The 22,325-nt window shown below is 73.2% G+C and carries 19 protein-coding genes; 10 read left to right on the top strand and 9 right to left on the bottom strand.

Annotated elements, in window-relative coordinates; all coding sequences use genetic code 11:
* Positions 1-15 precede the first annotated feature (15 nt).
* Positions 16-2,571 carry a helicase-associated domain-containing protein gene (locus ACIHEJ_RS19580; protein ID WP_400137036.1) on the bottom strand — a complete coding sequence of 852 codons (2,556 nt, stop codon included), beginning with the start codon at positions 2,569-2,571 and terminating at the stop codon, positions 16-18.
* A gap of 150 nt (positions 2,572-2,721) precedes the next feature.
* On the opposite strand from ACIHEJ_RS19580, the gene ACIHEJ_RS19575 reads away from it, so the two are divergent.
* Complete coding sequence (locus tag ACIHEJ_RS19575; RefSeq protein ID WP_400137033.1) at positions 2,722-3,720, top strand: hypothetical protein; 999 nt, start codon at positions 2,722-2,724, stop codon at positions 3,718-3,720.
* A 202-nt stretch (positions 3,721-3,922) separates the two neighbouring features.
* The gene (locus ACIHEJ_RS19570; RefSeq protein WP_400137031.1) at positions 3,923-4,540 is read left to right on the top strand and encodes an HAD family hydrolase; all 618 of its coding nucleotides are present in this window, start codon (positions 3,923-3,925) and stop codon (positions 4,538-4,540) included.
* Here the strand turns inward: ACIHEJ_RS19570 and ACIHEJ_RS19565 are convergent.
* Positions 4,516-4,767, bottom strand: a complete 252-nt coding sequence (locus tag ACIHEJ_RS19565; RefSeq protein ID WP_400137028.1) for a hypothetical protein — start codon at positions 4,765-4,767, stop codon at positions 4,516-4,518. The genes ACIHEJ_RS19570 and ACIHEJ_RS19565 overlap by 25 nt on opposite strands.
* Positions 4,768-4,933: 166 nt before the next feature.
* On the opposite strand from ACIHEJ_RS19565, the gene ACIHEJ_RS19560 reads away from it, so the two are divergent.
* Positions 4,934-5,317, top strand: coding sequence for a cold-shock protein (locus tag ACIHEJ_RS19560; protein ID WP_400137025.1), 384 nt, complete (start codon positions 4,934-4,936; stop codon positions 5,315-5,317).
* Positions 5,318-5,320: 3 nt separating this feature from the next.
* Here the strand turns inward: ACIHEJ_RS19560 and ACIHEJ_RS19555 are convergent, their stop codons facing one another.
* The 4 genes from ACIHEJ_RS19555 to ACIHEJ_RS19540 form a co-directional block, all read right to left on the bottom strand.
* Positions 5,321-6,232, bottom strand: coding sequence for a 1,4-dihydroxy-6-naphthoate synthase (locus ACIHEJ_RS19555; RefSeq protein WP_400137023.1), 912 nt, complete (start codon positions 6,230-6,232; stop codon positions 5,321-5,323).
* The gene (locus ACIHEJ_RS19550) at positions 6,219-6,968 is read right to left on the bottom strand and encodes a futalosine hydrolase (protein WP_400137020.1); all 750 of its coding nucleotides are present in this window, start codon (positions 6,966-6,968) and stop codon (positions 6,219-6,221) included. Before ACIHEJ_RS19550 ends, ACIHEJ_RS19555 begins: the two co-directional genes overlap by 14 nt.
* Complete coding sequence (locus ACIHEJ_RS19545; protein WP_400137017.1) at positions 6,941-7,438, bottom strand: DUF2771 domain-containing protein; 498 nt, start codon at positions 7,436-7,438, stop codon at positions 6,941-6,943. The genes ACIHEJ_RS19550 and ACIHEJ_RS19545 overlap by 28 nt, the downstream gene beginning before the upstream one ends.
* Before the next feature lie 729 nt (positions 7,439-8,167).
* Positions 8,168-9,562, bottom strand: coding sequence for an MFS transporter (locus tag ACIHEJ_RS19540; RefSeq protein WP_400137014.1), 1,395 nt, complete (start codon positions 9,560-9,562; stop codon positions 8,168-8,170).
* A gap of 953 nt (positions 9,563-10,515) precedes the next feature.
* Here ACIHEJ_RS19540 and ACIHEJ_RS19535 point away from each other — a divergent pair.
* The 5 genes from ACIHEJ_RS19535 (at position 10,516) to ACIHEJ_RS19515 (ending at position 17,076) form a co-directional block, all read left to right on the top strand.
* Complete coding sequence (locus ACIHEJ_RS19535) at positions 10,516-11,442, top strand: DUF3027 domain-containing protein (protein ID WP_400137011.1); 927 nt, start codon at positions 10,516-10,518, stop codon at positions 11,440-11,442.
* A gap of 283 nt (positions 11,443-11,725) precedes the next feature.
* The gene (locus ACIHEJ_RS19530; protein ID WP_400137009.1) at positions 11,726-14,854 is read left to right on the top strand and encodes a sacsin N-terminal ATP-binding-like domain-containing protein; all 3,129 of its coding nucleotides are present in this window, start codon (positions 11,726-11,728) and stop codon (positions 14,852-14,854) included.
* A gap of 113 nt (positions 14,855-14,967) precedes the next feature.
* Positions 14,968-15,090 (top strand): hypothetical protein, encoded by a 123-nt coding sequence (locus ACIHEJ_RS19525; RefSeq protein ID WP_400137006.1) that lies wholly within the window; start codon positions 14,968-14,970, stop codon positions 15,088-15,090.
* A 41-nt stretch (positions 15,091-15,131) separates the two neighbouring features.
* A complete protein-coding gene (locus tag ACIHEJ_RS19520; protein WP_400137003.1) occupies positions 15,132-16,040 on the top strand; it encodes a hypothetical protein in 909 nt (302 codons plus the stop codon).
* Positions 16,041-16,245: 205 nt separating this feature from the next.
* Positions 16,246-17,076, top strand: a complete 831-nt coding sequence (locus ACIHEJ_RS19515; protein ID WP_400137000.1) for a hypothetical protein — start codon at positions 16,246-16,248, stop codon at positions 17,074-17,076.
* Here the strand turns inward: ACIHEJ_RS19515 and ACIHEJ_RS19510 are convergent.
* Positions 17,042-19,480, bottom strand: a complete 2,439-nt coding sequence (locus ACIHEJ_RS19510) for an HAD-IC family P-type ATPase (protein ID WP_400136997.1) — start codon at positions 19,478-19,480, stop codon at positions 17,042-17,044. The two genes, ACIHEJ_RS19515 and ACIHEJ_RS19510, sit on opposite strands and share 35 nt — an antisense overlap.
* Positions 19,481-19,561: 81 nt before the next feature.
* Entirely contained in the window at positions 19,562-19,825 is a 264-nt protein-coding gene (locus ACIHEJ_RS19505; RefSeq protein ID WP_400136994.1) for a DUF2530 domain-containing protein, read from the bottom strand.
* Positions 19,826-19,987: 162 nt separating this feature from the next.
* Here ACIHEJ_RS19505 and ACIHEJ_RS19500 point away from each other — a divergent pair, with 162 nt between their 5' ends.
* Entirely contained in the window at positions 19,988-21,439 is a 1,452-nt protein-coding gene (locus ACIHEJ_RS19500) for an NCS2 family permease (protein ID WP_400136991.1), read from the top strand.
* A gap of 19 nt (positions 21,440-21,458) precedes the next feature.
* Here the strand turns inward: ACIHEJ_RS19500 and ACIHEJ_RS19495 are convergent, their stop codons facing one another.
* Entirely contained in the window at positions 21,459-21,641 is a 183-nt protein-coding gene (locus ACIHEJ_RS19495) for a ribbon-helix-helix protein, CopG family (RefSeq protein ID WP_356942591.1), read from the bottom strand.
* A gap of 154 nt (positions 21,642-21,795) precedes the next feature.
* Here ACIHEJ_RS19495 and ACIHEJ_RS19490 point away from each other — a divergent pair, with 154 nt between their 5' ends.
* On the top strand, positions 21,796-22,233 hold the full coding sequence (locus tag ACIHEJ_RS19490) for a MarR family winged helix-turn-helix transcriptional regulator (protein WP_400136988.1): 438 nt from the start codon (positions 21,796-21,798) through the stop codon (positions 22,231-22,233).
* Positions 22,234-22,325 lie beyond the last annotated feature (92 nt).

The raw sequence follows: 22,325 nt of genomic DNA, 5'->3' as shown, positions 1-22,325 counted from the left end.
CGCCGCCGATCATGGTCAGTCGTCCGCCAGCTCCGCGACCCCTGTGATCCGGTGCAGCGGGAACGTCCGCACCTCGTCCGCCGTGTGGTCGTACGCCGTGACGAAGCCGCCCTCGACCCGGACGGGGGCGATGACGCGCTGGCTGGCCGCGCCCTCGGCGTTCACGTAGCCGATCCACAGGGATCCGCCGGTCAGCACGGCGGCCTGCATGGTGGCCAGGGTCTCGGCCGAGGAGGTGCGGGGCAGCTCGTCGCCCGCCGGCAGAACCCCGGCCCCGGTGGCCTTGCGCGGGGTGGTGGCGGCCAGGTCACCGGCCCGGATCGCCCGGATCGCCGCCGCGAGGAGCGTGCCGTCGGGCGGCGGTGGGCCGTCCGGCACCGGCTCGGGCGCGGTGCGCGGCGGGGTGCGGTGGGCGTGCGCGCGGGTGATCAGGACATCGCCCTCTGCGGACTCGGCGGCGGGCGCGTAGCCCATCGCGCGCAGCCCCTCCAGCAGTGCGGCCGGGTCGGCCTGGGTGGCCAGCACGGTCGGGGCGAGGCGGCGCAGCCGCAGGGCGGCGGCGCGCTTGTCGGCGAGGATCTCGTTCAACAGGGCGTCGTCGTCGCAGCGGACGTACGCCGAGGCCGCGCCCACCCGCAGATGACCGTGCTTGCGGGCCACGTCGTCGATCAGGTAGGCGAGCGGCTGCGGGACCGGGGTGCGGGAGTGCTGGGCGAGGAAGGCGTGCAGGTCGGCGGCGGTGCGTCCGGCGTCCAGGGCGCGGCGCACCGAGGCCGGCGTGAACCGGTAGACGGTCGCGCCGCCCTTGGACTCCACGTCCGCGAGCACACCCAGCGTCGCGGCGAGCGGGCGCTCGAGGGGGCCGGGCGCCACCGCCGTCAGGTCCGCCTGCAGCAGGACGTGGTCCAGGGGCGCGGGCAGCAGCGGGGCGAGCAGCCGGGTCGCGGCGGCCGTCGCCACGGCCTGCTCGGCCGGGGAGAGCGGGGCGGGGACGGCGGCCGGCCGATGGTGGTGGTGCACGGGGAGCTTGTCGCCGGGACCGGAGGGCTCGGCAGCGGCCGCGGGCTCGGCGGAGGGGGAGGAGACGGGGGCGCCCAGCAGCGCCCGGCCGTGCGCGGACAGCGCGCCCCGCCCGGTCACGCCCAGCTGTTCCGCCTCCGCCACCACCCAGCGGGCGAGCCGGGACCGCAGGTCCTCCTCGCCCTCCCGTTGCGGTCCGCGCAGCGGCCGTTCCCAGCGCAGCCGGGCCAGCACCGACTCGGTGTCCGGGGCGGCACCCTCCGGCAGCCCGGCCAGCAGGGTGAGCACCCGGTGCCGTACCTCCGGCGCGGCGGAGCGGTCGAGCCCCGGGCCCAGCGCGGACAAGGTCCGGTCCTTCGCGTCCCGGCCGCCGACCAGCCCCGGCGTGCGGGTGGCCCCCAGCCATGTCTCCGCGAGCCGGGCCCAGCGTTCGGCGGGGGGCCGTTCCAGCCACTCGTCGTAGGCCGGAGTGGGCGCGTACCGCTCGTCGGCCTCGCCGTCGGAGGCGACCAGACCGGCCGCGTAGGCCAGCTCGATCCAGAAGGCGGCGACCGGCTCGGACACGTCCAGGGCGACGGCGGTCCGCTTCAGGTCGCGGACGCTCAGCCCGCCCGCCCGCAGCACGGCGGGCCCGCCCTCGTCCCACTCCTTCAGCAGTTCCTCGACGGTGGCGAGCGCGGTGTACGCCTGCCCGGCCGCGGTGGCGTCCACGACCTGGGGATCGTGCCTCGCGGCCGGTTCCACGACGGGCGGCAGCGGCTCGGGTGCGCGGTGGGCGCTGCCCTCGCGCAGGTGCAGGGCCACCTCCCGGGGCAGGACCACCGTGCCGGGCGCGGTTGGCAGCAGCAGGCCGCGGTCGAGCAGCCAGCGCAGATGGGCCGCCGGGTCGGCGGTGACCTGCCCGTACGGCGGCCCCCACACCAGCCGGGACAGCACCTCGCGGGCGGGCTCCGGGGCTCCCTCGAGCAGCCGGGCCATCTTCTTCCGGTCACCGAACAGTGTGGTCAGCGCGGCCACGGCGGACACCGAGTCGTGCGTCGAGGGCAGCCCGGCCGTCGTGACGATCTCCTGGATCCGGCCCGGCGACATGCCCGAGGTGGCCTCCTGCACGGTCGGCCCCAGACCGGTCGGAGAGGGGTGCTGGGGGGACGGTGCGAGCAGCTCGCGGGCGGTCCGGACGAGCCGCAGCCGCTCGTCGTCGCCCCACACCAGCGCCTGCTCGCGCAGGGTGCCGAGGGCACGGGGAAGCGCGTCGGCGACCGTCTCGGCCCTGGCGTCCCCGGCCATCAGCCCGAGCAGGGTGGCGTAGGAGGCCGGGTCCGGGGCCACTGCCAGCGCCTCCGCCGTCTGCAGCGCGAACCGGTCCAGCCGCTCCAGGGCCCGCAGCACCGACGCCCGCGTACCGGCGCGGGTGGCCAGCTGGGTGAGGTCGGTCGGCACGGGGGTGATGAGGTCCGGACGGCTGCGCAGCAGCACGGCCAGCGAGGCGTCGTCCCGCGCACGGAGCGCCTCCGCCAGCGAACGGGGGGCTGAGTTGGCCTCAGGGCTCATCCGGCCAACGGTAGCGGGTTACCTCCGGTGCTTCAGCCGATGGGGAGCGGCTCGGCGGGAGTTCCGGGGGAAGACCGTCGGCTCCGGACGACCGGCGAGAAGCGGTACCGTCCTCACGGGGTCTCACAGCCGTCACCCCGGAGGGGTTCCGTGGGGATCGAGAGCGATCAGGTCGTGTACGAGTATCTGAGCCGCGTCGGCGACATCGCCCAGCAGCGTCAGCTGCCGTCGGCCACGCGGATGCGGCTCGTCTCGGAGTTGCGGAACGAGATCGACCGGCGCCGGGCCGCGGCGACCGTGGACTCGCCCGCCGCCGTCCGCCGCATCCTGGACCACCTGGGCACACCGGGCGCGGTCGTGGAGGCCGCGGGCGGTACGACGGACACCGGCCGGTTCCCGCCGCCGCCCGCCGCCGCCGTCCCCGCGCAACCCGCGCCGAGGGAGCCCGGGCAGACCGGCACCGAGCGGCCCAAGGGCCTGCGCCGGGTCGTCCCCCGCCCGCGGCCCGCCGAGCCCGAGCCCCCCGCGCCGCGCGCCGCGCCGGCCCCGCCGCACCTCGCCGCCGCGCACGAGCTGGGGGACAGCGCCGTGCAGCCCGACTGGTGGCGGATCGGCGGCGGGCCGTTCGCCGAGACCGATCCGGTGCCGGGGTTCGTCGGCGGGGTGGAGATCCCCGAGCTGCTGAGGAGGCCACCGCAGGATGCGGGGCCGGACACGGAGAAGGCCGCCGCTCCGGCGACCCCGGCAGCGGAACCCGAGCCCACCGAGGTGGCGCCCACCCCGCGCCGCCGGTTCCTCCCCCGCCCGTCCGCCGGCTGGACCAACCCCCTTCTGCTGCTGGCCGCCGCCGCGCTGGTCGCCGGCGCGGTCCTCGGCAACTGGTTCGCGCTGATCCTCGGCTGGCTGATCGCCTACGGCTCCCGCCGGCTGACGCCCGCGGAGACCAAGTGGGCGGTGATGGTCCTGCCGGGCGCCGCGCTCACGGCCGGTCTGGTGTGGCTGTGGGGCAGACAGGCCGGCCGCTGGGGCGAGCCGATCGCTAAGGGCCACATGAGCGAGGCTGTCGCCGAGACATGGCCGTGGGTGGTGAGGGGGGCGGCGGTGGCGTCGGCGCTGTATGTGGTGTGGCGGTCGCAGCGGGGCAAGTGAGCGGTGCCGCAACCGCGGTGCAGCGCCGTGCGGCCGACGGCGCTGCGGCTCCCCCCTCCCGGGAGGCGCGGGGCTGCCGTCGGCATGCGGCTCCGCCGCGTGGGCGCGAGCAACCACTGCCGACCCGCCCCGGCAGCGGACCCGGACCCCACGGCGCCGACACACCGAACCGCGGGAGGCACCCGCTGACACAATCACCCATATGACTCTCACCGTCGGCTTCGACCTGGACATGACCCTCATCGACTCCCGCCCCGGCATCCGCGCCTGCTACCTGGCTCTGTCGGAGCGGACGGGCACGTACATCGACGCCGACCTGGCGGTGACCCGGCTCGGGCCGCCGCTGGTGGAGGAGTTGGTGAACTGGTTCCCGGCCGACGAGGTGGCCGCGATGGCCGACCTGTACCGGGAGATGTACCCCGTCATCGCCATCACCACGACGCCTGCCATGGACGGCGCCCGGGAGGCGATAGCCGCGGTGCGGGCGGCCGGTGGACGGACGATGGTGGTCACCGCGAAGTACGAGCCGAACGCCAAGCTGCACTTGGCCCACCTCGGCATCGAACCCGACGTCGTCGTCGGCGACCTGTGGGCCGAGCAGAAGGCGGAGGCGCTGAGCGAGTACGGCGCGGGCGTGTACGTCGGCGACCACGTCGGTGACGTGCGGGGTGCCCGTACGGCGGGCGCGCTCTCGGTGGCCGTGGCGACCGGACCCTGCCCCGCGGACGAGCTGCGCGCGGCCGGGGCGGACGTCGTGCTGGACGACCTGTCCGCCTTCCCGGCCTGGCTCGACGGCTACCGCGAGGCGTCCCGCGCCTGACGGCGACCGGCGGCGATCGACCGCAGGACACCCGCGCCTGCGATCAGGAAACCGACGGCCATGAGCATGCTCAATCCGAACATGTAGGTCGGAAATGGTTTCGCCCCGAGGAACAGCGGGGCCACCGTGACGAGGGTGGCCACGGCCCCGAGGAAGAACACGACGACACCGGCGCGGATCAGGCGGTCACCGGGCACGGCGGAATTCGGTTGGGTTTTGTCACGCACCGGACCAGGGTAGTTCCCAGCGCGAGGGAACAACCGGGGGACGTCTTGTCACCCGCCCGAAGACCATTAGCCTTGGTAGCAGCGGGTCACCGACGACCCGCTCTAGTGCTATCAAGAGCCGTTTCAGAAGTAGTTTCCCCAACAAGTACGAGGACGAGGACAGACGGTGCCGACCGGGCGTGTCAAATGGTTCAACAGTGAGAAGGGCTTCGGCTTTCTCTCCCGCGACGACGGCGGTGACGTCTTCGTCCATTCCTCGGTTCTCCCCGCCGGAGTCGATGTACTCAAGCCGGGACAGCGCGTGGAGTTCGGCGTCGTCGCCGGTCAGCGCGGTGACCAGGCGCTCTCCGTGACGGTGCTCGACCCGACCCCGTCGGTCGCCGCGGCCCAGCGCAAGAAGCCGGACGAGCTGGCGTCGATCGTCCAGGATTTGACGACCCTGCTCGAGAACATCACGCCGAATCTGGAGCGGGGTCGTTATCCGGACAAGGCCGCCGGCAAGAAGATCGCGGGCCTGCTGCGCGCGGTCGCCGATCAGCTGGACGTGTGATCCTCAGGGGAAACGCAGTGCATCCGGGCCGAGGGGCGGTACCAGCCCCTCGGCCGCCGCGCGTGTGAGCAGTCCCCGGACCGCCGCATAGCCGTCCTCGCCGAGGGCGGACGTGAACTCGTTGACGTACAGGCCGATGTGCTGGTCGGCGACGGCCGGGTCCATCTCCTGGGCGTGCTCCATGACGTACGGCCGGGAGGCCTCGGGGTCGTCCCAGGCGGCGTGCACGGACGTGCGGACGGCCTCGGCGAGCCGGGTCAGCTCGGCGGCCCCCAGCGCCCGCCTGGCGATGATCGCGCCCAGCGGGATCGGCAGCCCGGTGGTGTGCTCCCAGTGCTCGCCCAAGTCGGCGAGCTTGTGCAGCCCGTAGTTCCGGTAGGTGAAGCGGGCCTCGTGGATGACCAGTCCGGCGTCCACCTTGCCGTCGCGCACGGCCGGCATGATCTCGTGGAACGGCATGACCACGATCTCGCCGACCCCGCCGGGCTGGGTGTCGGCCGCCCAGAGGCGGAAGAGCAGGTAGGCCGTGGACTTCTCGCTCGGGACCGCGACCGTACGCCCGGTCAGTCCCCCACTGCCGAAAGCGGGGGAGGTGCCCCCGGCCTCCGGCTCCCGCGTGAGCACCAGCGGCCCGCAGCCCCGCCCCAGCGCACCCCCGCACGGCAGCAGCGCGTACTCGTCGAGGACGTACGGCAGGACGGCGTACGACACCTTCAGCACGTCGAACTCGCCGCGCTCGGCCATGCCGTTGGTGACGTCGATGTCGGCGAAGGTCACGTCCAGCGCGGGGGCGCCGGGGACGCGGCCGTGGGCGAGGGCGTCGAAGACGAAGGTGTCGTTCGGGCAGGGCGAGTACGCGATCCGAAGGGACCGCTGCTCACCGGTCGTCGCGCCGGTCGTCTCACTGGTCGTCATGGGGGTTCCAACTCTCCAATGCGGGGGTGAGCTTCCCGAAGGCCTCGGTGAGGGCGGCGAGGGCGTCACCGATGCGCCAGGCGGCGCGGTCGCGGGGGCCGACCGGGTTGGAGACCGCGCGGATCTCCAGGACGGGCACCCCGTGCGCGCCGGCCGCCTCGGCCACGCCGAACCCCTCCATGCCCTCGGCGAGCGCACGCGGGTGCCGGGCGCGCAGCTCGGCGGCGCGGGCGGCGGTGCCGGTGACGGTGGAGACGGTGAGGACGGTGCCGGTAAGGGCGCCGGTGGCCTTGGCCGCGACCCGTACGAGTGAGGCGGGCGGGGTGTGGGTGACGGTCCCGAAGCCCAGTTCGGTGACCGGGAGGAAGCCGTCGGCGGTCTCGGCGCCCAGGTCGGCCGCGGTGATCGCGTCGGCCACGACTAGCGAGCCGACGGGCGCCCCGGGCGGGAAGCCGCCGCCGATCCCGGCCGAGACGACCAGGTCGTACGGGGCCGCCCCCAGGGCGGCGGTGGTGAGGGCCGCGGCGGTGGAGGCGCCGGCGAGGGCCGGGCCGACCCCGGCGGCGAGCAGATCGCAGCCCGCGGCCGTACGCCACAGGACCGCGCCCGGCAGCTGCACCTGGGCGCCGTCGCCGGGGAACGCCTGCGCCACCGCGTCCCGCTCGACCGGGACCGCGGTGGCCACGAGGACCCGTACGGAAGACGTGATCAGGCCTTCTTCAGCTTGAACGACCACAGGCCCTTGTTCGCCTTGTCGCCCATCCGGATCGACAGGGTGTTGGTGTTGCCCTGGGTGCCGTACTGGGAGTTGAAGAACGCGCTGCTCGGGATGGTGCGGTACGTCTCCTTGCTGACGTCGGTGAACTGCTGTCCGTTCACCAGCAGGACCCAGCCGGCGTCCGCGACCTTCGGGTCGACACCGATGCGGACCGTCTCGTCCTGGCCCACCTTGATCGACTTGCTGTCGCCGACGTTCTTGACGCACTTCGTCAGCGCCTTGGCGTCCAGCGCATCGCCGTCGTTGTAGCAGAGGGCCTCGGAGCTGACCGAGTCCCGGCCGACGGTGACCGTCGCGACGGGCGTCGGCTTGTCGCAGGCCGACAGGACGAGCAGTCCGGCGGAAACGGCGCCGGCGGCGGCGACGGCGCGGCGGCGTCGCACGACGCGGTGGAGATCAGCGGCTTCGCCGCGGGGCAGCGTGGTCATGCCCGAAGGCTATCGGGCGCCCCGAGCCGTCCGCCCACGTGGGGTGCGGCGTGCCCGGTTCGTTACGCCACTCGCGCCGCCGACGGGACGCGGTGCCGGACACGGCCGGCCGCTCGGGTTCCCGGCGGGGCCGCTTGTCCGCCGGGCCGGGCGGAGGCGGGCTTGTCAGCCGGGCCGGGTGTCGGATCCCCGGTGGGTCGCTGCGGGCTGGGGCGGGGCCCGGAGCGGGCCGCGTGGACCTGGGCCGGGCGTGGTGTCTTCCGGGCCGGGTTACGCACGGCCGCGGTGGGCCGTCTCCGCCTGGAGCAGCGGCTCGCGCGCGGGCTGGGCGCGATGTCCGTCCGAGGGGGAGGCCGTTCGCGTCCTCGGCCGGGCACGGGGGCGGGCGCGGCCGCCGCTCGCGCCTCCGGCCGGGCCGGTGCCCGGTGCGGCAGGCTGCGCGCGCGTCCGGCCGGGTACGGGATCCATGGGTCCGTGTGGGGCGGGCCGTTCGCGCCCCGGGGCAGGCGTGGTGTCCGCCGGGGTGGGCCGTTCGGATCCTCGGCCGGGCACGGGGTCCGCCGGGTCGGGTGGCGTGGGCCCGGGGTGGGGCGTTGTGCTGGGGTGTCTTGGGTGGCGTGGGCCGGGGTCGGGCGTTGTGCTGGGGTGTCTTGGGCGGCGTGGGCCGGGGTCGGGCGTCGTGCCGGGGTGTCTTGGGTGGCGTGGGCCCGGGCGCCGTCTGCGGGTGGGTCAGGCCACGCGGGGGCGGGGGCGGCCGCCGTGTCGGGCCGACGCCAGTAGCCCCTTCAGCGTGGTCAGCCAGCCGACGGCCACGAACGCGGCGCCCACCAGCAGGCCGACGGTGCCGTTGAGCGGCATCACGATGCCCACCGCGCCACCGAACACCCACGCCATCTGCAGCAGCGTCTCCGAGCGCGCGAACGCCGAGGTGCGCACCAGCTCCGGCACGTCCCGCTGGATCAGCGCGTCCAGCGCCAGTTTGGCCAGCGCCTGCGCGAACCCGGCGACGGCGGCGAGACAGGCCACCAGGAAGGCCCCGAAGAACAGGGCCGCCACGATCGCCGTCCCGAGCACCACCGCGACGACGGCCACGACGATGACCTCCGGAGCGCGTGACCTCAGCCAGGCCCCGACGGCCGTCCCCAGCGCGTTCCCCACGCCCGCCGACACTCCCACCATCCCCAGCGACACCGCCGCGCTCTCCCCGGTCAGCGGGTGCTCGCGCAGCAGGAAGGCGAGGAAGAAGATCAGGAAGCCGGAGAGACAGCGCAGGGCGGCGTTGGCGCCGAGCGCGTGGGTGACCGCGGGGCCGACGGTCCGCAGCCCCGGCCGCTTCACCTGCTGCTGCCTGCGCTGTGACCCGTACAGATGCTGCGCGTCGGCCGCGAGCAGCGCCACGTCCTCGCCCTTGGCCGAGTCCACGGTGGGTGGCAGCGAGAACGACAGCAGCGTTCCCGCGACGAAGATCACGAAAGCGCCGTAGAGCGGCCAGGGATCACCGAGCCGGTGCAGCCCCGCCGCGATCGGCGCGGCCACGCCGGTGGCCAGCAGCCCGGCGAGGGTGACCCGGGAGTTGGCCTTCACGAGCGAGAACCGGGGCGGCAGCAGCCGCGGTACGACGGCACTGCGCACCACCCCGTACGCCTTCGACGCCACCAGCACCCCGAGCGCGGCGGGATACAGCTCCAGGCTCCCGGTCGCCACCGCCCCCGAGATGACCAGCGAGAGCAGCGCCCGCGCCAGCATGGCCCCGGCCATCGCGGCCCGCCGTCCGTGCGGCAGCCGGTCGAGGAGGGGGCCGATGACCGGGGCGAGAACGGTGAAGGGCGCCATGGTGATGGCGAGGTAGAGGGCGACGCGCCCGCGCGCCTCGTCGGTCGGCACGGAGAAGAACACCGTCGAGGCGAGCGCCACGGTGACCATGACGTCGCCTGCGCCGTTCACCGCGTGCAGCTCGATCAGCTTGCCGAGGCCCGACTCGCCGGCGCCGTGCGCGTGCGTGGCCCTGCGGATGCCGCGGGCGGCCCCGGTGACGGGAAAGTGCAGGGCACGGCCGACGGCACGGACGGCACCGCCCGCGCCACCCCGACCGCTCACCTTCCCCGAGGCTGCCACGCCGTTCATAGTGCCCCGAGAAGGCGGTGGATAGTGCGGTTGCGACGCGTATGCCGCCGAACAAAGCCATACGGCCCCCGCGGGCGCGGGCTCGCTTCCCGGCCGAGCTCCTTGGCGCCCGTCCTCGCGTCCGTGCCGACACCCCGCCCGCCGCGGACCACACCCACGAGCCGCCGACCCGCCGCCGACCCGCCACCGGCCGGGTCCCACCCGAAGGCACCGCTTCCCGGCCGCGCAAGGCGTGACCCCGGCCGCGTTCCGCCGGGGTCACGCCTTCCCGGACGCCTGAGCTGGCGAGCGACGCCCGCCTCCCGTCCGCCGGGCCGCCACGGGCCCTTCACCGGCCAACGGCCCTCCGTCCCCCCCCGGATCCCCACAACCTCCCCACCGGCCGTAGGCTCCCAGCCGCCCCGGCCCCACCCCTCCCAGGTCACCCCCGCCCCCCGCAGGCCGCCACCGCCATCCCAGGTCACCCCCGCCCCCCGCAGGCCGCCACCGCCATCCCAGGTCACCCCCGCCCCCCGCAGGCCGCCACCGCCCTCCCAGGTCACCCCCGCCCCCCGCAGGCCGCCACCGCCCCCCCGCAGGCCGCCACCGCCACCCCGCAGGCCGCCACCGCCACCCCAGGCCCCCAGGCCACTCCGCCTACCCCCTCACCTCCGCCCACCCCCAGTCGGCCGAGTCCCCGCCGAAGTCGCCGTCTTCCGGTCGTGTGCGCCGTGAGGGGCGCCCGCTCGACGGTTGTCGGGGCGGGTGGAGGGGTGGGAAAAGCTGCCGCGTGGCAGTGACGAATCTCGTTCGGTGTAGCGTGCCTATCTCAGCCATAACGCAGAATGGATGGCAGAGGTGCGCCCGAGCGCGATCGGACGCGGACGTCGATGCGGCCCCCAGGTCCGCTCCGTCCGCTTCACCGCCGGAGGCAGCCGCACTCGACGAGACGGCGTAGGAGAGAAGCGATACCTGTGAGCGCAGCGACAACGCGAAGCCGCACCCCCGACCGCCTGTGCGCCGAGGCCGTCGACCTCGCCCGCGCCGCCGCCGAGGAGGCCGCCGCCCCCGGGGTGGTCGGCGAGCACGTCGGCCTCGTCTCGGAGGGCGACCGCGTTGTCACGCACTTCTTCGAGTGCAAGGAGCTGGGTTACCGCGGCTGGCGCTGGGCCGCCACCGTGGCCCGCGCCTCCCGGGCCAAGATCGTCACGCTCGACGAGGTGGTCCTCCTCCCCGGCCCGGACGCCCTCCTCGCCCCCGAGTGGGTCCCGTGGAGCGAGCGCCTGCGCCCCGGCGACATGGGCCCCGGCGACCTGCTCCCCACCGACCAGGACGACCTGCGCCTGGAACCGGGCTACACGGGCGAGGACCAGCCGGTGCCGAGCTCGCCGGTGTCCGAGGAGATGGCGGAACTCGCCGAGGCCGAGGACGCCGACGTCACCCCCGGCGCCCCCGCCGTCCAGCCCACGACGCCCTCCCGGGGCTCGATCGCGGCCGTCGCCGAGGAACTGGGCCTTCGCCGGGCCCGGGTGCTCTCCCGCTACGGCCTGCATGTCGCGGCCGACCGCTGGGAGGAGGCCTTCGGTCCCAAGACCGCGATGGCCCAGGCGGCCCCGGCCACCTGTATGAGCTGCGGCTTCCTGAGCCCCATCGGCGGCTCCCTGGGCCAGGCCTTCGGTGTCTGCGCCAACGAGTTCTCCCCGGCCGACGGCCGCGTGGTCTCCCTCTCCTACGGCTGCGGCGGCCACTCGGAGGCGGCGGTCATGCCCAAGCCGCCCCAGCCGGCCCCGCCGGTCGTCGACGAGACCCGGGTGGACCCCTTCCCCCTCCGCCCCGCCCGCGACTCGGGCTCGGTCCCGGAGGCGGGCGACGAGGAGACGGCGGAACTCGGCCACTCCTGAGCCCCGGCCGCCCCCGCGCCCGCCCCTCACCGATGGCCGAGCGCAACGTGCCGGTTGAGGAGACGGCAATTGGCAGATCTGTTCCACCTCGGTGGCCGGAGACCTGGCACGACGGCCGGCCGGCCACGGCGGGCGTGGAACGAATCTGCCGTTTGCCCTCTGCTTGCCCGCCCTTCCCACCTCCCGGCAGCGGGCCGCTCGGCCGACGGCGAGCGCGTCTCCCGTGACGAACGCCCCCCGGCCGCGCTGTACCTTCGTGCTCACGGAGATGAGGAGAATGAACGTGAGCAAGTACGTGCGGCCGGCGGCCGAGGGCGCCGATCCCTTCGGGACGGCCCGTCTGCGTCGCGGTGTCCTCGACGCCTGGGCCACCAGCCCCGCCCGGTTCCGTGAGGACGCCAACGCCGAGGAGGACCTGGTTCTCGGCGGCTACCGGGACCGGCTCGTCGTCGAGCTCGCCCAGAACGCCGCCGACGCCGCCGCACGCGCGAAGGTGCCCGGCCGGTTGCGGCTCACCCTCCGTGACGGCGTTCTCGTCGCCGCGAACACCGGTGCCCCGCTGGACGCGACCGGTGTCGAGTCGCTGTCCACGCTGCGGGCCTCGGCCAAACGGGACGCCGAGGCCACCCACGGGGCCGTGGGCCGGTTCGGGGTCGGGTTCGCCGCCGTACTCGCCGTGACCGACGAGCCCGCGATCGTCGGGCGGCACGGGGGCGTCCGCTGGTCCCTCGCCGAGGCGCGGGAGCTCGCCGCCGACGTCGCGCGGCACAGTCCGGGGCTCGGGGACGAGGTCCGGCGGCGGGACGGGCATGTGCCGCTGCTGAGGCTGCCGTTCGCCGCCGAGGGCACCGCTCCGGAGCCGTACGACACCGCCGTCATCCTGCCGCTCAGGGACACCGCCGCCGCCGATCTCGCCGAGCGGCTGCTGGACGCCGTCGACGACGCCCTGCTTCTCGCCCTCCCCGGGCTGGAGGAGGTCGTGATCGAGGTCGACGGCGGTGCGGCCCGCACCCTGCTCCGGCGTGCCGAGGGCGCCGTCACCGTCGTGGAGGACTCGCGCACCGGCACCACCCGGTGGCGCACCGTCTCCGCGCACGGCCCCCTCACCCCCGACCTCCTCGCCGACCGGCCCGTGGAGGAGCGGCTGCGCCCCCACTGGTCGGTGACCTGGGCCGTGCCCGAGGACGCGGAAGGGCGTCCGGGACGGCCCCGTACCAGCCCCGTCGTGCACGCGCCCACCCCGAGCGACGAACCCCTCGGCGTCCCGGCGCTCCTCATCGCCTCCTTCCCCCTCGACACCACCCGTCGGCACACGGCCCCCGGGCCGCTGACCGACTTCCTGGTGCAGCGCGCGGCCGACGCGTACGCCGAACTCCTCGCCGACTGGCGGCCGGTGACGGACGGGATCATCGATCTCGTGCCGGGGCCGCTGGGCCAGGGCGAGCTGGACGGGGCGCTGCGGCAGGCCGTCCTCGCGCGGCTGCCGCGCACGGCGTTCCTGCCCCCGGCCGTCGAGCCCAAGGGGGACGACGACCTTCCGGAGGTGCTGCGGCCCCGGGACGCGGAGATCGTCGAGGGCGCCGGGGCGGGCACCGTACGGGTCCTGGCCGAGGTGCTGCCCACCCTGCTGCCCGCCGGTCTCGAGCGGCGCGTCGAGCTGCGCACCCTCGGTGTCGCCCGGTTGCCGCTGGCCGACGCCGTCGACCGGCTCGCCGGGCTGGAGAAGGACCCGGACTGGTGGTGGCGGCTGTACGACAGTCTCGCCGGGGTCGATCCCGACCGGCTGTCCGGGCTGCCCGTGCCGCTCGCGGACGGACGGACCACGATCGGGCCCCGGCAGGTGCTGCTGCCCACCCCGGACGGGGCGCGGCTCGACGCGGACGTGCTCGGGCGGCTCGGGCTGAAGGTCGCCCACGAGGACGCCGTGCATCCGCTGCTGGAGAAGCTGGGCGCGCTGCCCGCGTCCCCGCGCGCGGTGCTGACGACCCCGCAGGTGCGGGCCGCCGTCGCCGCCTCGCTGGACGAGGACGGCGGGATCGGCTGGGAGGAGGACGCGCCGGACGCCGAGGAGCTGGCCGACACCGTTCTCGGGCTGGTGCGCGACGCGGGGCTGGAGCCGGGGGACGAGCCGTGGCTGGGTGCGCTGGCGCTGCCCGACGAGGACGGCGAGCCGGCCCCCGCCGGTGAGCTGGTCTTCCCCGGCAGCCCCTTCGCCCGGGTCATCCGCGAGGGTGAACTGGCCGCCGTGGACGCCGAGCTGGCCGAGAAGTGGGGCGAGCGGCCGCTGACCGCCTGTGGGGTGCTCGCGGACTTCGCGCTGGTCCGGGCCACCGACGTCGTCCTCGACCCGGACGAGCTGGAGCCCCGCGAGGGCGACTTCGCCGAGCCCGACGACGCCGGGCTGCTGGACGCCGTGGACGTGTGGTGCGAGGACATCCTCGACCGGTTCCCGGACAGCCCCGTGCCGCCGGTCGCCACGGAGCTGGTCGCCGTACGGGACCTGGATCTGGTGGACGACGACCACTGGGCCGAGGCGCTCTCCCTGCTCGCCCGGCCGCCGCTGCGGGACGCCCTCACCCAGCCGGTGCGCGTCCTGCTGCACGACGGCACGCACGAGGTGGTCCGGCCGTACACCGCGTGGTGGCTGCGCGGGCACCCGGTGCTGGACGGCCGTCGCCCGGCCGGTCTCCTCGCGGCCGGCGGGGATCCGCTGCTGCGGGGGCTGTACGACGAGGCCGACGCCAGCGGGTTCGAGGACGAGCAGGTGCTGCGGGCGCTCGGGGTGCGGACCTCGGTCGCCGCTCTGCTGGACGAGCCCGGGGGCGCGGCCGAGCTGCTGGACCGGCTGGCGGATCCCGAGCGGTCGGTGACGTCCGGTCAACTGCACGGGTTGTACGGGGCGTTGGCGGAGCTGGATCCGGAGCAGGTGACGCTGCCGGAGGAGCTGCGGGCCGTGGTCGACGGGCGGGTGGAGGTCGTGGACGCCGCCGAGGCGGTCGTGGTCGACTCGCCGGATCTGCTGCCGTTCACCTCCGGGGTGCCGCTGCTGCCCGTCCGTCCGTCCCGGGCCGCCGAGTTGGCCGAGCTGTTCCAGGTGCGGCGGCTGAGCGAGTCGGTCACCGGTGCGGTGCACTCCGAGGGCACCGAGCACGACGTACCGGAGCCGGTGCGGGTGCTGCTGGGGACCCGGACGCCCGGGACGTACGTCGAGCACGAGGAACTGGTCGTGGACGGCGTGGAGATCGACTGGCGGCTGACCGACGACGGGGTGCTGCACGCGGCCACCCTGGAGGGCGTCGCCGCGGGGCTGGCGTGGGCGGCGGGGCAGTGGCCGCGGCGCTTCGAGGTGGCCGCGCTGCTGGAGGACCCGTCCCGCACGGAGGAGCTGGCCCGGGACCGCTGGTTCGACTAGCTCCGCGCTTCCCTCACAAAACTTTCAACTTCCTTACAACCGTTCCCCTGTGTGCCGAGTCTGATCCGTTGGAGTCAGCCGACTCTTCGATCACTACGCACGCAGGGGAACACATGCGTATCCGAGCCTCCGCCACCGGCGAGACGGCCACCTCCACCTGCGTCGGCACCGTGAAGATCGGCCGGACGACCCTCTCCTTCCAGCGCGCCACGGACGACCTCGTCGACGTGAAGTAAGCGCACCGCCGGTTCATCCCACTACCACTGAGGGAACGTACATGCGCATTCGTGCCACCGTGGCCGCCGTCTCCGGCGCCCTGGCCCTCTCCGCCCTCGCCCTGCCGGCCGCACACGCCGACGGTCAGGCGCGGGTTGCCGCGGAGAGCCCGGCGAGCAAGGCCGCTCACACTCTCCACCACAAGTCCGCCTACACCGGCACCACTTCGGGTACGCCGTACGTCCTCGACGCGAGCTTCTCGGGCGTCAAGGTCAACAGCGGCAAGAACATCGCCGTGGGCACCACCAACGTCGTCAAGGTGCCGGTGTCCTTCACGCTGACGCACGCCGAGGACGTGGACATCCACGCCTCGGACTTCTTCGCGGGCATCGAGCTGTACCGCGGCGCCTCGTTCGAGGACACGGTCTGGTCCTTCGACAGCGACGACGCGAAGTGCACGGACTCCTCCGCGACCGTCGCCTCCTGCAAGGTTACCGTCGCGATCGACCCGGTCGAGCTGCTGAACGAGGACGCCGGTTCCTGGAAGGCCGCGGCCTTCGCCGTCGCCTTCAACGGCGAGGACCCGGAGAACCCGAACCTGGACAACGTCGGCGTGGCCGTGAAGGACCCGACCAACTCCTTCCAGCTCCAGCGCTACTCGAAGCTGACGGTCAACGCCTCCCCGGAGCCGGTGAAGAAGGGCAAGACCATCACGGTCACCGGCAAGCTGTCCCGGGCCAACTGGGACGACGGCAAGTACCACGGCTACACCGGCCAGGCCGTGAAGCTGCAGTTCCGCAAGAAGAGCTCCAGCACCTACACCACGCTGAAGACCATCAAGTCGGACTCCACGGGCTACCTGAAGACGACGACCACGGCCACGGTCGACGGCTACTTCCGCTACTCCTTCGCGGGCACCACGACCACCCCGGCGGTCAACGCCACGGGTGACTTCGTCGACGTGCAGTAAACCGGTCTCCCGGTGACTCTCCGGCCCCGGACGCGCGTGCCGCCTCCGGGGCCGGAACGTTTCTTCTCACTTGTGCCACGGCCTGGCAATCGGCTCCCCAAATCTGGCCGGGAACCGATCTTGCCGTACAACCGCCCGCGTGCCTCGCGGATCTGATCGCGTGAGTCAACCGACTCCACGATCACTTCTCCCTCCAGGGGAACGCATGCGCATCCGTGCCACCGTGGCCGCCGTCTCCGGCGCCCTGGCCCTCTCCGCCCTCGCAGTCCCGGCCGCACAGGCCGTCGGCGACTCGGGCACGCCGTACACGCTGAACGTCAGCTTCTCGAAGGTCTCCGTCGCCACGGCGATCAAGGTTGGTACCACCAACGAGGTCAGCGCCTCGTACTCGTACACGCTGACGCACGGCTCCGAGGTGGACATCACCGCGAAGGACTTCTACACGGACGCCTTCCTCTACCACGGCTCCTACAGCGACTCGTCGCCCGAGCTGTACGGCGACAACCCGGCGACCTGCACCGCCACCTCGTCCACCACGGCCACCTGCAAGGGCACGGTCGACATCTACCCGGCCGACGGCGACCTGCAGAACGCCTGGGCCGGCAGCTGGAACGTGGCCGCCGAGGCCGTCGCCTTCAACGGGCAGGACCAGGACAACCCCGACCTGAGCAAGGTCGGCTACAAGGACCAGAGCGGCCTCGGCACCACCCTGGTGCAGCGGTACTCCAAGCTGACGGCCGACGCGGGCCCCGAGCCGGTCGCCAAGGGCAAGACCCTCACCATCACCGGCAAGCTCTCCCGGGCCAACTGGGAGGACCACCAGTACCACGGCTACACCGGCCAGCCGGTCAAGCTCCAGTTCCGCAAGGCGGGCACGAGCACCTACACCACGATCAAGACGGTGACCACGGACTCGTCCGGCAACCTGAAGACCACCACCACCGCCGGCTACGACGGCTACTGGCGCTTCAGCTTCGCGGGCACCTCGACCACCCCGGCGGTCAACGCCACGGGCGACTACGTGGACGTGAAGTAGGCACCGACTGGTCCGAGAAGCGGCGGCCGGCCCACTTCCACAGGAACTCCAGGGCGGCCGCCGCCACGACCGCGATCCCGACCGCCGTCCACGGCATCGTGACGCCCACGAGCTGCAGCGCGAAGAAGTCCTGCAACGCCGGGACGGCGAGGACCAGCAGGAAGGCCACACCCATCGCGGCCACCAGGGTCACCCGCCACCAGGTGTAGGGCCGGGCGATGATCGCCAGGATCCACAGGGAGACCAGGAAGAGGGTCAGGGTGGCCGCGCTGGTCTCCGCGTCCAGCCCGCCCGGCCCGGTGTAGTAGTGGCGGGCGACGAGGTACGTCACGAAGGTCGCGGCTCCGGCCACCGCTCCGCCGGGGATCGCGTACCGCATCACCCGGCGCACGAAGTGCGGTCTGGCCCGCTCCTTGTTGGGCGCGAGGGCCAGGAAGAAGGCCGGGACGCCGATGGTGAGGGTGGAGAGCAGGGTCAGGTGCCGGGGCAGGAAGGGGTATTCCACCTGCCAGCACACCACCAGCACCGCCAGCAGCACCGAGTAGACCGTCTTCACCAGGAACAGGGTCGCCACGCGCGTGATGTTGCCGATCACCCGGCGGCCCTCGGCGACCACCGCGGGCAGGCCGGCGAAGCTGTTGTTCATCAGCACGATCTGGGCCACCGCGCGGGTCGCCTCCGAGCCCGAGCCCATGGCCACACCGATGTCGGCGTCCTTCAGCGCCAGCACGTCGTTCACGCCGTCACCGGTCATCGCGACCGTGTGCCCGTGCGACTGCAGCGCGCCGACCATCTCCCGCTTCTGCCGCGGGGTGACCCGCCCGAACACGGTCCCCTCGTCCAGCGCCTGCGCCATGCCGGCCCGGTCGCCGGGCAGGTGCCGCGCGTCCGCCGCCGTACCGTCCAGCCCGAGCTTGGCGGCGACCGCGCCGACCGAGACCGCGTTGTCACCGGAGATGACCTTGGCGCGGACGTCCTGCTCGGCGAAGTAGCGCAGGGTGTCCGCCGCGTCCGGCCGCAGCCGCTGCTCCAGGACCACGAGGGCGGTGGGCGTGGCGTTCCGGGCCGGCTCGGCGGCGTCCAGGTCGCGGGTCGCGCGGGCCAGCAGCAGGACGCGCAGCCCCTGCTGGTTCAGCCGCTCGGTCTCGGCCAGGGCCGGGTCCTCGGGGGCGAGCAGGACGTCGGGGGCGCCCAGCAGCCAGGTGCTGGTCTCGCCGTCGCCCTCGCTGAACGCGGCCCCGCTGTACTTGCGGGCCGAGGAGAAGGGCAGCGACTCGACGCAGCGCCACTCCTCGCTGTCGGGGTAGGCGGCGATGATCGCCTGGAGGGAGGCGTTCGGGCAGGGGTCGGACTCGCCGAGGGAGCCGAGCACCTTGCGTACGTACGTCTCGTCGGCCCCGTCCAGCGTGCGCAGCTCGGTGACGTCCATGCCGCCCTCGGTGAGCGTGCCGGTCTTGTCCAGGCAGACGGTGTCGACACGGGCCAGCCCCTCGATCGCGGGCAGCTCCTGCACCAGGCACTGCTTGCGGCCCAGCCGGATGACGCCGATGGCGAAGGCGACGGAGGTGAGGAGCACCAGCCCCTCCGGGACCATCGGGACGATGCCGCCGACCGTACGGGCGACGGCGTCCTTGAAGCCGTTGTTCTTCACCACGAGCTGGGTGACGACCAGACCGATCGCGGCCGGGACCATCATCCAGGTGACGTACTTCAGGATCGTGGAGATGCCGGTGCGCAGCTCGGAGTGGGCCAGGGTGAAGCGGGACGCCTCCTCGGCGAGCTGGGCCGCGTAGGCCTCCCGACCGACCTTGGTCGCGGTGAAGGCGCCGCCGCCCGCGACGACGAAGCTGCCGGAGAGCACCGGGTCGCCGGGGCGTTTGACGACGGGGTCGGCCTCGCCGGTGAGCAGCGACTCGTCGATCTCGAGACCCTCGGCCTCGGCACACACCCCGTCGACGACGATCTTGTCGCCGGGGCCGATCTCGATGAGGTCGTCCAGCACGATCTCGTGGGTGGCGACCTCGGTGGCTCTGCCGCCCCGGCGCACGGTCGGCCGGGCCTCCCCGATCACTGCGAGCGAGTCCAGGGTCTGCTTGGCCCGCCACTCCTGGACGATGCCGATGCCGGTGTTGGCGAGGATCACGAAGCCGAACAGGCTGTCCTGGATCGGCGCGACGCACAGCATGATCAGCCACAGCACGCCGATGATCGCGTTGAACCGGGTGAGGACGTTCGCCCGGACGATCTCCCCCAGCGACCGGCTGCTGCGCACCGGCACGTCGTTGACCTGGCCCCGCGCGACGCGTTCCGCGACCTCGGCCGGGCTGAGTCCGGCCACCGGTGACCTGGGCAGAGCCACAGGATGCACAGGGTCGAGTTCGGCGCCCGCGTCTATGTGGGTCATGTCATCGACGGTACGTTCCGATGTGCTCACCCGCCCACCGGCGCCCGCGGAGCCCCCAGGGGGCCGGCCGGGCCGGTGCAGCTACTCGGCCGCCGCCCGCGGCGCGGCGTCCCGCTTGATGGCCGCGTCCCGCTTGCGGACGTACCAGACGCCGATCAGCCCCAGCCCGCCCCCGGCGAGGCAGGTCCACAGCCACCACAGGTGGTGGTGGTCCCGGAACCAGCCGTAGAAGGGCAGCTGGACCAGGAAGAGCACGAACCACACGATCGTGCCGCCGGTGATGGTGGCGACCACGGGCCCCTCCAGGGGTTCCGGCGCCTCGTGCTTCGGGGTCCATTTGGCCATGCGGCACAGCTTACGAGGCGATCGGCCGAGTGTTCGTTCTACGCGCGGAGATAGCGATCTAGCACTCATACGTTCATACTGAAACCGTTTGTCTTTGACCACTTCTGCTCGTATGAAACTCCAACGGGGCTCGGGGGAACCCCGTCGGTGATGAGGTCTTCCATGTCCACCTCGGCACCCGCCAAGGCCCCCACCCCCGAAAAGCCGGGCGGTGCGCCCGCCCAGGGCGCCCTCGACCGCTACTTCAAGATCTCCGAGCGCGGCAGTTCCGTCGCCCGTGAGATCCGCGGCGGTCTCGCCACCTTCTTCGCGATGGCGTACATCATCGTGCTGAACCCGATCATCCTCAGCAGCGCGAAGGACATGTACGGGCACCACCTGGACAACGGCCAGCTGGTGACCGCGACCGCGCTGACGGCCGCCTTCACCACCCTCCTGATGGGTGTCATCGGCAACGTCCCGATCGCGCTCGCCGCGGGCCTCGGCGTGAACTCCGTCGTCGCGCTCCAGCTGGCGCCCCGGATGTCCTGGCCGGACGCCATGGGCATGGTCGTGCTGGCCGGTTTCGTGGTGATGCTGCTGGTCGCCACGGGGCTGCGCGAGCGCGTGATGAACGCGGTGCCGTTCGGGCTGCGCAAGGCGATCTCGATCGGTATCGGCCTGTTCATCATGCTGATCGGCCTGGTCGACTCCGGCTTCGTCACCCGGATGCCGGACGCCGCCCAGACCACCGTCCCGCTCCAGCTCGGCGTGGGCGGCCACCTGCACGGCTGGCCGGTGCTGATCTTCATCCTGGGCGCGCTGCTGACCTTCGCGCTGATCGTCCGCAAGACGCCGGGCGCGATCCTGATCTCGATCGTCGGCATGACGGTCCTCGCGGTGATCGTCAACTCGGTCGCGCACGTCTCCACCTGGGGCCTGACCGTCCCGAAGTGGCCCGGCAACCCGGTCTCCACACCCGACTTCGGCCTGGTCGGCCAGGTCAGCCTGTTCGGCGGTTTCTCCAAGGTCGGCGTGCTGACCGGCATCCTGTTCGTCTTCACGGTCCTGCTGTCGTGCTTCTTCGACGCGATGGGCACGATCATGGGCGTCAGCGACGAGGCCAAGCTGACCGACGCCGAGGGCTACATGCCGGGCATCAACAAGGTCCTGTTCGTGGACGGCCTCGCGGTCGCGGCGGGCGGTGCCAGCTCCTCCTCGGCCACCACCGCCTTCGTGGAGTCCACGGCCGGTGTCGGCGAGGGTGCCCGCACGGGCCTCGCGAACATCGTCACCGGCGGCCTCTTCGCCGTGGCGCTGTTCCTCACCCCGGTCGCCACGATGGTCCCGTCCCAGGCGGCCACCCCGGCTCTGGTGGCGGTGGGCTTCCTGATCCTGTCGAACTCCATCAAGGAGATCGACTGGGCGGACTACACGATCGCGATCCCGGCCTTCGTGACGATGCTGATGATGCCGTTCACCTACTCGATCACCAACGGCATCGGCATGGGGTTCATCACGTTCACGGTGCTGCGCCTGGCCGCCGGCCGGGCCCGGGAGATCCCGGTGGCGATGTACGTCGTCTCGGCGGTCTTCGCCTTCTACTACCTGATGCCGGCCCTGGGCCTGACCTGATCCCCGCCCCGGCGCGGCGTCATGTGACGCCGTAGAACCTCTCCGTCTCCTCGACGGCGGTCTGGAACCGCTCGTCGAAGTCGTCCCGAATGAGCGTGCGGACCACATAGTCCTGCACGCTCATTCCTCTTTTGGCCGCGTGGTGGCGGAGCCTTTCGAGCAGCTCCCCGTCCATCCGCAGGCTGAGCACACTGGTCCCCATGCGTACGAGGGTCGCCACACGCGGCCGCCCGGTGCGTCACTTTCCGGCAGCGGCTCACCCAAATGGGTGATCAATGGGTTCAGTGGCGGGCATCACGGGAAAACGGGCGTGTCGCGGTGGTCTTTAGAGAGGGTAATGAGTTACTCTAAAGAACATGCCGGACCTCACCCATGGCGACGACGCTGCCGCCGTGAACGCACTCCGCTCCGCCGTGATGCGGCTGTCCCGTCGGCTCAAGCACCAGCGGGTCGACGAGTCGCTGAGCCCCACCGAGATGTCGGTGCTCGGCACCCTCTTCCGCTGCGGCTCGGCCACCCCGGGCGAGCTGGCCCGCAAGGAGCACGTCCAGCCGCCGTCGATGACCCGCATCGTGGCGCTGCTCGAGGCCAAGGGACTGGTCCGGCTGGAGCCGCACCCCGAGGACCGGCGCCAGAAGGTCGTCACCCAGACCGAACAGGCCGAGGCCATGCTCGAGGAGAGCCGCCGCAAGCGGAACGCCTTCCTGGCGGGCCTGGTCGAGGACCTGGACGAGGACGAGTGGGCCAAGCTGCGCGCCGCCGCTCCCGTGCTGGAGAAGCTCGCACACCTGTAAGCAAGCCCCCGGAGGAGGCGAACCTTTTGAGTACGGGATCCGGAGCACCTTCCGCCCCCGCACCGACCGTCACTACTACCCCCACCTCCCGC

Origin of the sequence: Streptomyces sp. NPDC052301, assembly GCF_044593395.1 — a bacterium.
Taxonomy (GTDB): domain Bacteria; phylum Actinomycetota; class Actinomycetes; order Streptomycetales; family Streptomycetaceae; genus Streptomyces.
Note: the sequence above shows the minus strand (reverse complement) of the source record. Positions and strands in the feature narration are given on the sequence as shown.

Coding starts and splice junctions, on each gene's coding strand:
- ACIHEJ_RS19580 (WP_400137036.1), bottom strand. CDS start 2,571: ATGAGCCCTGAGGCCAACTCAGCCCCCCGTTCGCTGGCGGAGGCGCTC.
- ACIHEJ_RS19570 (WP_400137031.1), top strand. CDS start 3,923: ATGACTCTCACCGTCGGCTTCGACCTGGACATGACCCTCATCGACTCC.
- ACIHEJ_RS19555 (WP_400137023.1), bottom strand. CDS start 6,232: ATGACGACCAGTGAGACGACCGGCGCGACGACCGGTGAGCAGCGGTCC.
- ACIHEJ_RS19545 (WP_400137017.1), bottom strand. CDS start 7,438: ATGACCACGCTGCCCCGCGGCGAAGCCGCTGATCTCCACCGCGTCGTG.
- ACIHEJ_RS19540 (WP_400137014.1), bottom strand. CDS start 9,562: ATGAACGGCGTGGCAGCCTCGGGGAAGGTGAGCGGTCGGGGTGGCGCG.
- ACIHEJ_RS19525 (WP_400137006.1), top strand. CDS start 14,968: ATGCGTATCCGAGCCTCCGCCACCGGCGAGACGGCCACCTCCACCTGC.
- ACIHEJ_RS19520 (WP_400137003.1), top strand. CDS start 15,132: ATGCGCATTCGTGCCACCGTGGCCGCCGTCTCCGGCGCCCTGGCCCTC.
- ACIHEJ_RS19515 (WP_400137000.1), top strand. CDS start 16,246: ATGCGCATCCGTGCCACCGTGGCCGCCGTCTCCGGCGCCCTGGCCCTC.
- ACIHEJ_RS19510 (WP_400136997.1), bottom strand. CDS start 19,480: ATGACCCACATAGACGCGGGCGCCGAACTCGACCCTGTGCATCCTGTG.
- ACIHEJ_RS19505 (WP_400136994.1), bottom strand. CDS start 19,825: ATGGCCAAATGGACCCCGAAGCACGAGGCGCCGGAACCCCTGGAGGGG.
- ACIHEJ_RS19500 (WP_400136991.1), top strand. CDS start 19,988: ATGTCCACCTCGGCACCCGCCAAGGCCCCCACCCCCGAAAAGCCGGGC.
- ACIHEJ_RS19495 (WP_356942591.1), bottom strand. CDS start 21,641: ATGGGGACCAGTGTGCTCAGCCTGCGGATGGACGGGGAGCTGCTCGAA.
- ACIHEJ_RS19490 (WP_400136988.1), top strand. CDS start 21,796: ATGCCGGACCTCACCCATGGCGACGACGCTGCCGCCGTGAACGCACTC.